This is a genomic window from Xenorhabdus eapokensis, assembly GCF_001908105.1.
Map to the genome: position 1 here is coordinate 164,440 of NZ_MKGQ01000004.1, position 14,053 is coordinate 178,492.

Consider the following 14,053-nt stretch of genomic DNA (forward strand, 5'->3'; position numbering starts at 1 on the left):
CTCCCCCTGATGGGCTTATTCATTTCCTAACCCAAGTCGTTCCCCTGTATAAGAGCCATCCTGAACTCTTCTCCACCAATTCTCATTTTCCAGATACCATTGCACAGTCTTGCGAATGCCGGATTCGAACGTTTCCTGGGGTATCCAACCTAGTTCACGCTCAATTTTCGCCGCATCAATCGCATAACGCATATCATGCCCTGGGCGATCCGTGACATGGGTAATAAGATCACGATAATGCTCTACCCCAGCCGGTTTTTCGGGGCGCAGCTCCTCCAGCAATTCACAAATCGTTGCCACAACTTCGATATTTCGACGCTCATTATGTCCACCGATATTATAGGTTTTTCCTGGCTTCGCCTGGGTTACCACCAGATACAACGCCCGCGCATGATCTTCTACATAGAGCCAGTCACGAATTTGCTCTCCCTTGCCATAAACCGGCAAAGGTTTACCAACCAGCGCGTTCAGGATCATCAAGGGGATCAGTTTCTCAGGGAAATGATAAGGACCATAGTTATTCGAACAATTGGTGATCACGGTCGGTAAGCCATAAGTGCGACGCCATGCCCTGACCAGATGATCACTGGACGCTTTTGATGCGGAATAAGGACTGCTCGGCGCGTAAGGGGTGGTTTCAGTAAAGAAGCCATCTTCACCATGCAAATCACCATACACTTCGTCTGTTGAAATATGGTGGAAACGGAATTGGCTCTGTTTTTCCTGATCCAACTGTTGCCAAAATGCACGAGCCGCTTCCAGCAAAGTATAAGTGCCGATGATATTGGTTTCGATAAAAGCGGCTGGCCCGTCAATGGAGCGGTCAACATGACTTTCTGCGGCCAAATGCATGACAGCATCAGGTTGATATTGTTGGAATACGCGATCTAAGGCATCACGCTGGCGGATATCAACCTGCTCAAACGCATAGCGGGGATGGTTAGCAACCGAAGCCAGTGATTCAAGATTACCGGCATAAGTCAGGCTATCAACGATAACGACGCTATCTTCAGTCTGATTAATAATGTGGCGAACAACCGCAGAACCGATAAAACCTGCACCACCTGTAATAAGAATACGTTTCAACGCCAAACTCCTTTTGTATCAACAATCCATTTTTGTTTTATTGCAGAACCGTTAATGGCTTTAAACTGGCTATGATCCACCAGCATCAATACCACGTCAGCCTCTTCTAATGCCGGGTTGACATCCATCAACGTCACCAAATCTTTCAGTGAATCAGGCAATTCATGCACATTGGGTTCAACTGCGATGGTTTGCCCGGCATGCCATTGTGCAACCATTTTTGTAATATAAACGGCAGGGCTTTCCCGCAAATCATCAATGTTCGGTTTGAAGGCCAGGCCAAAACAGGCAATTTTAATCTCATTGGCGCGTTTACCACTCTCAGCCAAACAGTCAGCAACTGCGGCTTTCACTTGATCCACGACCCACAGCGGCTTGCCATCATTGACCAAACGCGCAGTATGAATTAAACGGGATTGCTCAGGGTTCTGAGATACGATGAACCACGGGTCAACGGCGATGCAGTGCCCCCCAACACCAGGGCCAGGTTGCAAAATATTTACACGGGGATGGCGGTTTGCCAGGCTAATCAGTTCCCACACATTGATCCCCTGTTCGGCACAGATCAAGGAAAGTTCGTTGGCAAAAGCGATATTAACATCACGGAAACTGTTCTCTGTCAGCTTACACATTTCCGCAGTTCTGGCATTGGTGATAACACATTTACCTTCAAGGAAAATGTTGTACAACTCGCTTGCCCTACGAGAGGATTTAGCTGTCATGCCTCCTACAACCCGATCATTTTTGATCAATTCCACCATAACTTGCCCCGGCAAAACACGCTCAGGACAATAGGCAATGTCGATATCTGAGTTTTCACCCGCGTGTTGAGGGAATGAGAGGTCAGGACGGACTGCGGCCAACCATGCTGCCATCTGCTCTGTCGCACCAACAGGAGACGTGGATTCCAAAATAACCAAATCGCCTTTTTTCAGGACAGGTGCTATTGATTCTGCCGCAGAACGCACATAGGCCATATCAGGTTCATGTTCCCCTTTGAAAGGCGTCGGAACAGCAATCAAGAAAGCATCCGCAGTTTGCGGAACAGTCACCGCTTTCAAAAAGCCACCTTCTACCGCAACTTTTACTACCTTATCTAAATCAGGTTCAACGATATGAATCAAACCACGGTTAATCGTTTCTACCGCATGTTGATTAACATCCACGCCAATAACCTGCTTTTGACAGGAGGCGAAGGCCGCTGCGGTGGGTAAACCGATATAACCCAGGCCGATAACAGAAATTGTTGCAAAACTCATAATGTCACCCGATTTTTTCTCAATGCTTCAAGAATGCGCTGGCAAGCCCGACCATCACCATAAGGGTTATGGGCATGGCTCATTTGTTGGTAGGCGTTAACATCCGTCAATAGACGCGTAACTTCCGCGACGATAGTTTGTGTTTCTGTCCCCACCAGCCGTACTGTCCCCGCATCAACCGCTTCAGGTCGCTCAGTAGTATCGCGCATAACCAGAACTGGTTTTCCCAGAGAAGGCGCTTCTTCCTGAATTCCCCCTGAATCGGTCAAGATTAAATAGGCATGATTCATCAAATAGACGAATGGCAGATAATCCTGTGGTTTGATAAGGATAACGTTCTCAATATCATGCAAAATGCGCTTAACTGGCTCACTGACATTCGGGTTCAAATGAACCGGATAAATCACCAGAACATCAGGATGCGCCTTGGCAATTTGTGCTAATGCTTCACAAATGCGCTCAAACCCTTTGCCAAAATTTTCACGGCGGTGGCCTGTCACCAAGATCATTTTTTTATTTAGGTTAAGGAAAGGATAAAGTTCAGCAAACTGCCCATACATGGCTTCATCATTCATAATGCGATCACGCACTGATAGCAGGGCATCAATCACCGTATTGCCTGTAACAAAAATACGATTTTCCGCAATGGATTCTTTTAAGAGGTTATTTCGGGAATTTTCCGTCGGTGCAAAATGGTACATAGCCAGGTGTCCGGCAATCTTACGGTTGGCTTCTTCCGGCCACGGCGAATAAAGATCCCCTGTTCTTAAACCAGCTTCAACATGGCCTACCGGAATATGCTGATAAAACGCAGCCAGACTCGTTGCCATGGTTGTTGTCGTATCACCATGCACCAATACCACATCTGGTTTGAATTCTTCCAATACAGGCTTTATACCTTGCAAGATACGGCAGGTAATATCTGTCAGATCCTGCCCTTTTTGCATGATATTAAGATCAAAATCCGGTGTTATCCCAAACAGGTGCAATACCTGATCTAGCATTTCCCTATGCTGAGCTGTGACACACACTTTTGCTTCAAAAGCCGTATCCATAGCCAACGCATGTACCAACGGAGCCATTTTAATGGCCTCCGGCCTAGTACCAAACACAGTCAACACTTTCACAGTGACTCTCTTATTTTGTCAATCATTGCAGATACTTCCAAGAATGGAGATCAAAAGCCTATCGTTTATATTTACATATTGTTATTTATATGAACTCTCGGAGCGAGGACGCCTCACTAAAGCGACACCTGCACCAACCAACATGCCTACGGCTCCCCATAAAATCATCATAAAAACACGGCGAGGGCTGTCCCGGTTAACAGGTTCCTCCGGTGTTCTGAGATAACGGTAAGTCAGGAAAGAGTCCTGCAGAGTCGGACCGACATTCAATGTAGCCAGCATCGCGATATTTTGATCATAATCGATGCTGTAGTTAGCACCTGTGGCTTCTAAAGTTTCAATTTGGGCTTGCAGTAATGATGTACCCAGCATAAACATTTTAGATTCAGGCAGTTCTTCGATAGGGATGTTTGTCTGACTACGGTGAATACCTTGTTTCTCAGCCACTTTCAGTGATTGCTGCAAGACATTCAATTCACGATTATATATTGCCTTTGCCACCATCTCTTGACGTTTCACCAACGCTTTCATTGACTGGGTACGTGTCGCCCATGCCCCTTTAATTTCGTTGTTCAGGTGAGAACTCGCCCGTTGGTTGGCAAATGTAATATATTGACGCAGAAGTTGATTAGCATCAACGGCGGTTTCTGCTGTCAATTTGATATTGTCATTTGATGATGTTCTATCATCACTACGCGTGATTTTAATATCGTTGACTAATTGATCCAACAATACCGCATCCGCTTTGGCATGCCCTTCCTTACGTTGTTTGTAGTATTCAGAGTGAAGCCAAAATTCACGACGAGTATCATAAGCAGAAACCTGTGTCATAAATTCTTTGTATGCGCCGTCTGGGATGGTCGGCAATTGTGCTTCTGGCGAAGCATTGATATGGGTATCCAAATTACGCAAGAATTGTTTTTGCGAATAGTAGCTACCCAAATTATTCGTTGTCGGTAAGTCCACAATAGCGGTTGTGCTCCATTTTTGCTGCATCAAATAAGATGCACCCAGAGCGGCGGCAGCGAAAATTATTACCAGTGCGATAATCCATATCTTTCCATGCCACAAAGCATAACACAACGTCCGAATATCCAGTTCATGCTCTATAGCAGGTTGATCCTGTTTAGATTTCGTTTCTGAGTTTATCACTGCACAAAACCCCTTTGATTGTCGATTTTTTTAATGATGGCTTGATGCCCGACGCATACGGCGCTTACACCGCTTGATAAAACGGGCGACCTTCCACGCTCTTTTGATGCAATAGCCATACAACATAAATGCAAGCAAAAATAATGCCAACATCACCCACTCAGGAACAAAACTTAACCGCTCTCCAATAATGCCAATTGATGCCAATAGGGCCGCAGCCAGAGTAATCAAAATAAATGCCTGCCGAGAGGTAAATCCAGCTCGCATAATCAAATGATGAATATGCTGGCGATCCGGAGAAAACGGACTCATCCCCTTACGCAATCTACGGTACATAATAGCAACCATATCCATCAGAGGGATCGCTATGATCCATAATGCTGTCACAGGATTAATAGACGCATTTTCACCTTGTGTCGCTTCAGTCAATAACCAAATAATGGTAAAGCCGATCAAGGTACTTCCCGCATCCCCCATAAATACCTTGAAACGTTTTCCTAATATGCCAAGATTAAGGAGGATATAAGGCAAGATCCCCGCTATAAACGCAAAACACCAAAACGCCAATGCCGTATTGCCACTTTCGTACAACAAAATCCCCAACGCACCAAAAGAAACACAAGACAGTCCCCCCAATAAACCATCAATACCATCCATCATATTGAAAGCGTTAATGGCCGCCCAGACAGCGAATAAAGTCACAATATAGCTGAATGGCCCCAGAACCATTTCCCAATGACCAAAGGAATTTCCTAAGCTCTCAAGTTTAAGACCAGCAAAGAACATCATGCTAATGCCAACCAAAGCCTGGATAACTGCCCTAATTTTCACACTGACATCAAAGCGATCATCCAACACACCGACAAAAACCAATACTCCTGCACAAGCCAAATATGACCATTTGTGTGGGATAAACTCTTTTGTGATTGTAAATGCAAAACAAACACTAAAAAACAATGATATACCACCGACTAAAGGAATTAATCCTTGGTGGTATTTACGGTAATTCGGCTTATCAACCAACCCTATTTTTTTTGCGACCTTACGCGCCATAAACAAGAACGCGAATGAAAATACAAATATGTAAAAAATTTCGGCACTCATCCTAGAAATATTCACAATAACAACTCTCTGCAAGATAACGATGGGCCATCCATTATCTATAAATTGGTATTCACAAAATAAGAAGTGTTACCATGCACAGAAAATCAACGCATGGATAACGCTGGCCGTAGCTCGTGATCAATTACTGAATGCTTGTAAGAAATTTACTTGGCATATACTCGCCAGACCACATAAATAAGACATGCAAAATATATGCCATTCAAGAAAAACACTGTAATAGTGTACAATCATAAAAAAACGCCACAAAATGTGGCGTTTAAATTATTACAGGAAGATCTTTTTTATCGCAAAACTAAACTATGAGCGTTTCATAAAGTCGAAGAACTCTTCGTTTGTTTTTGTCATAGCCAGTTTGTTGATAAGGAATTCCATCGCATCGATTTCACCCATCGGATGAATGATCTTACGTAAGATCCACATTTTCTGGAGCTCATCTTGTGCGGTGAGCAACTCTTCTTTACGCGTTCCCGAACGGTTGTAATCAATGGCTGGGAAAACACGTTTTTCGGCAATCTTACGGGACAGGTGCAATTCCATGTTACCTGTACCTTTAAATTCTTCGTAAATAACCTCATCCATCTTGGAGCCAGTATCAACCAGCGCAGTCGCAATGATGGTCAGGCTGCCACCTTCTTCTACGTTACGGGCAGCACCAAAGAAACGTTTTGGACGATGCAGGGCATTCGCATCCACACCACCAGTCAAAACCTTACCGGAAGCAGGAACTACAGTGTTATATGCACGTGCCAGACGGGTAATGGAATCCAACAGGATAATAACGTCTTTCTTATGTTCAACCAGACGCTTGGCTTTTTCGATCACCATTTCAGCCACTTGAACATGACGGGAAGCCGGTTCATCAAAGGTTGAAGCAATCACTTCGCCTTTTACCAGACGCTGCATCTCGGTGACTTCTTCTGGGCGCTCATCAATCAGCAAAACCATCAAAACGCAATCTGGATAGTTATGGGCAATGTTAGCTGCAATGTTTTGCAGCAGCATGGTTTTACCTGCTTTTGGTGGCGCAACAATCAAGCCACGTTGACCACGGCCAATCGGCGCTGCCAGATCCAGAACACGGGCTGTCAAATCTTCAGTCGAGCCATTACCACGCTCCATACGCAAACGGTTGTTGGCATGAAGTGGTGTCAGGTTTTCAAACAGGATTTTACTGCGAGCGTTTTCAGGTTTGTCAAAGTTAACTTCATTAACTTTCAACAGGGCAAAATAGCGTTCACCTTCTTTTGGTGGGCGGATTTTCCCTGAAATGGTGTCACCGGTACGGAGGTTAAAGCGGCGGATTTGACTAGGAGAAACGTAGATATCATCAGGACCTGCAAGGTAAGAACTGTCTGCGGAGCGGAGGAAACCAAATCCATCCTGCAATATCTCCAGCACACCATCTCCGAAAATATCCTCTCCGCTTTTCGCATGCTGTTTGAGAATAGAGAAAATGATGTCCTGCTTACGCATACGGGCCAGGTTTTCCAGCCCCATATTTTCGCCGAGAGTAATCAACTCAGATACCGGCGTATTCTTTAATTCGGTAAGATTCATAATGGTGGGTTCTTTAACTCGGGGTATATCTCGAACTATGAACGTGAATGGTATGGCAGCATTATCGATGCCTGTTTATTTGTACCAGAAACGAATAACACCTTCTAACACATTAAATTATATTACAAGGTAATAGTTTGAAGTACTCAAATTGATTTCAAAATAAGGCTGACAAACTGTCAAAACTATCTTCTAACTATTTCTAACTATCTATGTGCCATATGTTATAACTATCTATAATATAGATACAATTTTATAATGTGAACACTATCAAAGTTTAGCAATGGACACCATTTCAACATACACACATCTTTCAGCATAAACGTTTTTTTAACCTAAGCACTGTAGCAAATTCTATACCTTACACCTAGCACAAGAAGGGGAAGGCTCGACATAAAAATGCCTAGGATAGATAAAAACACTGCTTAAAGATATTTAGCATTAGGACGCTATGAGTGTACTAAGCTATATACTGGATTAATCGTATATAGACTCAGAAATTTTACCAAATGCGATATGTCATCAGATACTTCAGGTGACCCAGAGATAACAGATTTATCAGACACTACAAATTGTTTAGTATGTAATATGCTTAATGTCAACTCTTTATATCCAATAAGCCTTTATATCGAATAAAGAATTCACTCAAGCGATGCTTCATACAAGCAACAAGGACATGGCTGCTAACTTACCATGCTTCGTAGCGGACGTCTAGCGGTCAATGAGATAAATCATCTCATACGCCAAACGTCCGTAATTACTGTGACCTGATTCTAAATTAGAGGTGTGGTTCCAAAAACTCTTTCAGTTGAGTTTTTGACAAAGCGCCCACTTTTACTGCAATCTTTTCACCGTCTTTAAACAGAATCATAGTTGGAATACCACGAATACCGTATTCTGGTGCTGTTGCTGGGTTATCATCAATGTTCAGCTTGCCAACTGTCAGTTTTCCTTCGTATTCTGTGGCAATTTCATCCAAAATAGGGGCTATCATTTTGCAAGGACCGCACCACTCAGCCCAAAATTCAACAAGAACAGGACCTTGAGCCTTCAGGACATCGTTTCCAAAACCAGCATCAGTCAGAGAGATAATATTCGCACTCATTTTTTGCTCCAAAAGTAAAATCTTTTACAGTGTCTGTGTACATTAATCAATATAAGGGTGTCTTTATTTCAGCGGATACACTTTCTTAAAGCAATAGTTAACTGATATTCTACCATACTATGAGCAAAACACATTTGACAGAAAAGAAGTTTTCCGACTTCGCATTGCACCCCAAGGTCTTAGAATCCCTTGAAAAAAAAGGGTTTTCCAACTGCACGCCGATACAGGCGCTAACATTGCCTTTAACTGTCGAAGGCCGAGATGTTGCGGGGCAAGCACAAACCGGAACGGGCAAGACGCTGGCATTTTTAGCGTCTACTTTTAACTATTTATTGACTCATCCGGCGAAGAAAGAGCGTAAAACTAATCAGCCAAGAGCGCTGATTATGGCGCCTACCCGTGAATTGGCGGTTCAAATATACTCTGACGCAGAAGAATTGGCACAAGTCACTGGGTTGAAAATGGGTCTTGCCTACGGCGGCGATGGCTATGATAAACAGCTCAAGGTTCTGGAAGCTGGCGTCGATATCGTCATTGGCACAACAGGGCGTTTAATCGATTACGCAAAACAGGGTCACGTCCATCTGGGTGCCATTCAAGTTGTTGTACTTGATGAAGCAGATCGCATGTATGACTTGGGTTTTATCAAAGATATTCGCTGGCTGTTCCGCCGACTCCCTGCGGCTACAGAAAGAATGAACTTGCTGTTTTCCGCAACTCTCTCCTATCGAGTGCGTGAACTGGCTTTTGAGCAGATGAATAATCCTGAGTATGTGGAAGTGGAACCGCTGCAAAAAACAGGGCATCGCATTAAGGAAGAGCTATTTTATCCTTCCAACGAAGAAAAAATGCGTCTGCTACAGACTCTGTTGGAAGAAGAGTGGCCTGATCGCTGCATCATTTTTGCCAATACCAAACACCGTTGTGAAGACATCTGGGCTCATCTGGCTGCTGATGGTCATCGGGTGGGTTTGCTGACTGGGGATGTTGCACAGAAAAAACGCCTGCGTATTCTTGAAGAATTTAGCCTGGGTAATCTGGATATTCTGGTTGCCACAGATGTTGCCGCGCGTGGGCTGCATATCCCATCTGTGACACATGTATTTAACTATGATCTACCGGATGACTGTGAAGATTATGTTCACCGGATTGGCCGGACAGGTCGTGCTGGACAAAGTGGCTATTCTATCAGCCTGGCATGTGAAGAGTATGCGCTGAACTTACCGGCCATTGAAGAATACATTCAGCACCAGATACCTGTTAGCAAATATAACAGTGATGCATTGCTAAAAGATCTGCCAGTCCCTAAGCGCCGTAATCGCACTCGCTCAGGCGGACACCCACGGCGTACCAACATACCACGCCGTGGCAATGCTACACGCAACAGTAAGCGCCCAAGCTAAAATGATGCAATGCTGGAAGGTACGATCGGTATTGAAATAACATAAGTTGAAATAACACGATGCTGAAACAACACAGGCCGGAATAAATACTATGCTGAGTGCTTCTTCGCTTTATGCGGCTATCGATTTAGGCTCAAACAGTTTTCATATGCTGGTTGTCCGTGAAGTATCCGGCAACATTCAAGTCGTTACTCGCATCAAACGTAAAGTCAGGCTGGCTGCCGGATTAGATAAAAATAATCATTTATCACAACAGGCAATGGAACGGGGATGGCAGTGCTTGCGCCTCTTTTCCGAATATTTACAAAATATTCCTGTTTCCCAGATCCGCGTTGTTGCTACCGCAACCTTGAGGTTGGCAGAAAATTCGAATGAATTTGTCGGAAAGGCCGCAGAAATATTAGGCAATCCTGTTCATGTGATTAGCGGCGAAGAAGAAGCTCAGCTAATTTATCATGGTGTCGCTCACACGACTGGCGGGTCTGCAAAACGACTTGTTGTAGATATTGGTGGTGCCAGTACTGAATTGGTAACCGGTGTCGGAGCCAAAACCAATCAGCTTTTCAGCCTTGCAATGGGCTGTGTTACCTGGCTGGAACGTTATTTCAATGATCGTCGCCTGACAGCAGAAAACTTTGCCAACGCAGAAGCGGCTGCACATGATATTCTCAGCCCTGTTATCCCTAAACTGCTTGAGCAAGACTGGAACATCTGCGTAGGCGCTTCCGGCACGGTACAAGCTTTGCAGGAAATTATGATTGCTCAAGGTATGGATGAATTGATCACCCTACCCAAACTCCAGCAGCTTAAACAGCAGGCGATTGAATGCGGCAAGCTGGAAGAGTTGGAAATCGATGGGCTGACACTGGAACGGGCGTTGGTTTTTCCAAGTGGATTGGCAATCTTAATCGCCATTTTTCAAGCATTACATATTGAAAATATGGTACTTGCAGGCGGTGCACTACGTGAAGGCCTGGTTTACGGGATGCTGGATTTGCCGATTGAGCAGGATATTCGGGCAAGAACCCTGTGCAATATTCAGCATCGCTTTCAACTGGATATTGAACAGGCACAACGTGTCAAACAATTAGCCGAAAATTTTTGCCAACAAGTTGCCAAATCATGGAAATTAGACGAACGTTGTCGCGAGTTATTGGTCGGTGCTTGTTTGCTCCATGAAATAGGCTTGTTTATTGATTTCCGTCATGGCCCCGCACATTCCGCTTATTTGGTAAGCCACTTGGATCTGCCTGGTTATACTCCTGCCCAAAAACGACTGTTGGCTACGCTATTGAAAAATCAAAGTGGGCTGGTGGATTTAGCATCACTCAGTCAGCAAAATGCTGTGCCATTAATACAGGCACAACGGTTATGTCGCTTATTGCGTCTGGCAATTATTTTCGCCAGCCGTCAGCGAGACGACACTTTGCCAGCCTTACGATTACAGGCAGAAAATGAAACTCTTGTTATCATCTTGCCCCATCAATGGCAGATAAAACACCCACTCGGAACTGAAGCATTACAGCAAGAAATGAAATGGCAGAGTTATGTCCAATGGCCGTTGTTGCTTGAGGAGCAAAACAACTCTCGTCTCGGCTGACATGTTTACTTTACTTCCCCTGCAATTATCCATAAATGCAGGGGAACTATCATCGTACTACTTAATTGCCATTTTTCTGCCCAAGTCCCAGACGAGATTTAATGTCGGCAAGGCGCGATTGCCCCTGTTTCATTCTTTCCTCTGCACTTATCACTCGCTTACCTTGTGGCCAATCCAAATCATCCTGTGGCAACTCAAGCAAGAATCGGCTCGGTTCCGGACGAATAAGTTCACCAAACTGGCGACGCTCTTTGCTGAAGGTGAAAAAAAGTTCTCTCCGTGCACGCGTAATGCCCACATAAGCTAAACGACGCTCTTCCTCGATGTTGTCTTCATCAATGCTGCTTTGATGTGGTAACAAACCTTCTTCCATACCAACCAAAAAAACATAGGGAAACTCCAACCCCTTCGAAGCATGTAGCGTCATTAACTGAACTTGATCCAGCTCTTCATCTTCCTCACCTCTCTCCAGCATATCCCGCAACGTAAAACGTGCCACAACCTGGGAAAGGGACATTGGCTCATTCAAGTCATCTCCCTCAAGCATTTCACTCATCCAAGTGAAAAGTTGGTTGACGTTCTTCATTCTCATTTCAGCCGCTTTTGGGCTGGGAGAGGTTTCATATAACCAGCTCTCATAATCTATACCGCGCAGTAAATCTCTCACCGCCAGCAATGGCTCCCGCTCCACCTGACGAGCGATTTCATCCATCCAGTGGGTAAAGCGCTGCAATGCTGCCAAACCACGTCCAGTTAAATGTTGTTCCAGCCCAAAATCAAAACTGGCTTGATATAAGCTCTTGTTACGCTGATTCGCCCATTCGCCCAATTTCTGGATCGTCACCGCACCGATTTCTCGCCGTGGTGTATTAACGATACGTAGAAACGCACTGTCATCTTCAGGATTGGTCAAAACACGCAAGTAAGAGAGCAGGTCTTTAATTTCGGGTCGAGAAAAGAATGATGTTCCACCGGAAATTCGGTAAGGAATACGATTTTGCATCAACATTTTTTCGAAGATACGGGATTGGTGGTTGCCGCGATATAAGATAGCGTAATCTTTATATTCCGTTTTATTGATAAAGTGATGAGCGATCAACTCCCCCACTACACGCTCAGCTTCGTGATCTTCATTGCTCGCTTCGATCACCCTGAGTGGATCACCATACCCCAATTCCGAAAAAAGTTTTTTCTCAAAAACATGAGGGTTGTTGGCTATCAGAATATTCGCTGCTTTCAATATCCGCCCTGATGAACGGTAATTCTGTTCCAGCTTAATCACATTCAACTGTGGAAAATCGTCCTTCAATAAAATCAAATTCTGTGGGCGGGCACCACGCCATGAATAAATGGATTGATCATCATCACCAACCACGGTAAAACGTGCGCGGTTACCCACCAATAATTTCACTAATTGATATTGACTGGTATTCGTATCCTGATATTCATCCACCAGCAAATAGCGAATTTTATTTCGCCAACGTTCCCTGACTTCCTCATCGTGCATTAACAGTAATGTTGGTTTGGTAATCAGATCATCAAAATCGAGAACATTACAGCTATTCAGGTGCAAGTCATAGCGACGGTAACACTCAGCAAACTGGTGTTCCTGCACTGAACGTGCCATTCGCATCACCTGTTCTGGTGACATTAAGTCATTTTTCCAGTTAGAAATGCTAGCACTCAGTTTTTGTAGCAAATCCTTGTCTTCTTGCAGCAAATCCGCAGTGAGATCTTTCAACAAAGCCATCTGATCTTGATCATCAAATAATGAAAAGTTACTTTTCATTCCCAGCGCCTTATATTCACGCTTAACGATCTCCAACCCTAAAGTATGGAAAGTCGAGATCATTAATCCCCGTGTCTCCTTACGTCCCAAAGTTTGGGCAACACGTTCTTTCATCTCACGTGCCGCTTTGTTAGTAAAAGTAACTGCTGCAATATGGCGAGCCTGATAACCACAGGTGCGGATCAGGTGGGCAATTTTATTGGTAATCACACGGGTCTTACCGGAGCCCGCACCCGCCAGAACCAGACAAGGCCCTGTTACAAATTCAACCGCTTGTTGTTGACTTGGATTTAATCGCATACTGTTTTGAAAGCTATATCAGGATAAAAGATCTATTTGTTATTTATATCACTTTACTAAAATTCATTCATTTTATTATTAGCCTATGTGATAAATTACAAAATAATTTTTTTATTAATAAGTTAAATTACCTAGGTCAAATATATCAATATTGATTCTATTGTAATTGAAATACATAGAATCTATTTAAATAAGCTTTCATAATAACGATACACTCATTTTTCTCACTCCCGGTTGTTGCCCTGATGAAAAGGCGGTCATAAATTCTTCAACGCACACTAAGAGTTGCCACATATACTGACAGCAATGATTCCGTGTGACGGTTTCATGCAAAGACTGCCACAAGCGTTCAATCTTATTTAGCCATGGCGAATAGACCGGTAAAAATAACAGGTTAAATTTAGGATTTTGTTTTAGCCATTCCCTGACTTTCTGGCTTTTGTGAATACCATAATTATCCAAAATCAACGTGATACTTTTGGCTTGGCGATACTGACGATTAATTTTATCTAACATATTGATAAATAGATCAGAGTTTTTCTTTATACCA

11 protein-coding genes are annotated in these 14,053 nt (G+C 43.9%); 2 read left to right on the top strand and 9 right to left on the bottom strand.

The features are described 5' to 3' along the window. Positions 1–15 precede the first annotated feature (15 nt). From rffG to trxA, 7 genes are all read right to left on the bottom strand, one after another. Positions 16–1,086, bottom strand: a complete 1,071-nt coding sequence (rffG, locus tag Xedl_RS05080; protein ID WP_074022751.1) for a dTDP-glucose 4,6-dehydratase — start codon at positions 1,084–1,086, stop codon at positions 16–18. Continuing rightward, a complete protein-coding gene (gene wecC, locus Xedl_RS05085) occupies positions 1,083–2,345 on the bottom strand; it encodes a UDP-N-acetyl-D-mannosamine dehydrogenase (protein ID WP_074022752.1) in 1,263 nt (420 codons plus the stop codon). Before wecC ends, rffG begins: the two co-directional genes overlap by 4 nt. Next, positions 2,342–3,472: a non-hydrolyzing UDP-N-acetylglucosamine 2-epimerase gene (wecB, locus tag Xedl_RS05090; RefSeq protein ID WP_074022753.1), complete on the bottom strand. Its 1,131-nt coding sequence runs from the start codon at positions 3,470–3,472 to the stop codon at positions 2,342–2,344. Before wecB ends, wecC begins: the two co-directional genes overlap by 4 nt. Positions 3,473–3,553: 81 nt before the next feature. Then, entirely contained in the window at positions 3,554–4,624 is a 1,071-nt protein-coding gene (gene wzzE, locus Xedl_RS05095; protein ID WP_074022754.1) for an ECA polysaccharide chain length modulation protein, read from the bottom strand. 30 nt (positions 4,625–4,654) lie between these two features. Further along, a complete protein-coding gene (gene wecA, locus Xedl_RS05100; RefSeq protein WP_074022755.1) occupies positions 4,655–5,743 on the bottom strand; it encodes a UDP-N-acetylglucosamine--undecaprenyl-phosphate N-acetylglucosaminephosphotransferase in 1,089 nt (362 codons plus the stop codon). Positions 5,744–6,046: 303 nt separating this feature from the next. Continuing rightward, on the bottom strand, positions 6,047–7,306 hold the full coding sequence (gene rho, locus Xedl_RS05105) for a transcription termination factor Rho (RefSeq protein ID WP_074020680.1): 1,260 nt from the start codon (positions 7,304–7,306) through the stop codon (positions 6,047–6,049). A 778-nt stretch (positions 7,307–8,084) separates the two neighbouring features. Further along, a complete protein-coding gene (trxA, locus tag Xedl_RS05115) occupies positions 8,085–8,411 on the bottom strand; it encodes a thioredoxin TrxA (RefSeq protein ID WP_074022756.1) in 327 nt (108 codons plus the stop codon). A 119-nt stretch (positions 8,412–8,530) separates the two neighbouring features. On the opposite strand from trxA, the gene rhlB reads away from it, so the two are divergent. Beyond that, positions 8,531–9,814 carry an ATP-dependent RNA helicase RhlB gene (gene rhlB, locus Xedl_RS05120; protein ID WP_074022757.1) on the top strand — a complete coding sequence of 428 codons (1,284 nt, stop codon included), beginning with the start codon at positions 8,531–8,533 and terminating at the stop codon, positions 9,812–9,814. A gap of 91 nt (positions 9,815–9,905) precedes the next feature. Next, the gene (gene gppA / locus Xedl_RS05125) at positions 9,906–11,414 is read left to right on the top strand and encodes a guanosine-5'-triphosphate,3'-diphosphate diphosphatase (protein WP_074022758.1); all 1,509 of its coding nucleotides are present in this window, start codon (positions 9,906–9,908) and stop codon (positions 11,412–11,414) included. A 61-nt stretch (positions 11,415–11,475) separates the two neighbouring features. Here gppA and rep read toward each other — a convergent pair whose 3' ends face one another. Both rep and Xedl_RS05135 read right to left on the bottom strand, forming a co-directional pair. Then, positions 11,476–13,503 carry a DNA helicase Rep gene (gene rep / locus Xedl_RS05130; protein ID WP_074022759.1) on the bottom strand — a complete coding sequence of 676 codons (2,028 nt, stop codon included), beginning with the start codon at positions 13,501–13,503 and terminating at the stop codon, positions 11,476–11,478. 198 nt (positions 13,504–13,701) lie between these two features. Next, the coding region (locus Xedl_RS05135; protein ID WP_143187384.1) for an IS630 family transposase at positions 13,702–14,053 on the bottom strand (352 nt) is incomplete at its 5' end.

Excerpts from the sequence above, each read along its gene's own strand:
- rho (WP_074020680.1), bottom strand. The coding sequence starts at position 7,306 with ATGAATCTTACCGAATTAAAGAATACGCCGGTATCTGAGTTGATTACT.
- gppA (WP_074022758.1), top strand. The coding sequence starts at position 9,906 with ATGCTGAGTGCTTCTTCGCTTTATGCGGCTATCGATTTAGGCTCAAAC.
- rhlB (WP_074022757.1), top strand. The coding sequence starts at position 8,531 with ATGAGCAAAACACATTTGACAGAAAAGAAGTTTTCCGACTTCGCATTG.
- trxA (WP_074022756.1), bottom strand. The coding sequence starts at position 8,411 with ATGAGTGCGAATATTATCTCTCTGACTGATGCTGGTTTTGGAAACGAT.
- wecC (WP_074022752.1), bottom strand. The coding sequence starts at position 2,345 with ATGAGTTTTGCAACAATTTCTGTTATCGGCCTGGGTTATATCGGTTTA.
- rep (WP_074022759.1), bottom strand. The coding sequence starts at position 13,503 with ATGCGATTAAATCCAAGTCAACAACAAGCGGTTGAATTTGTAACAGGG.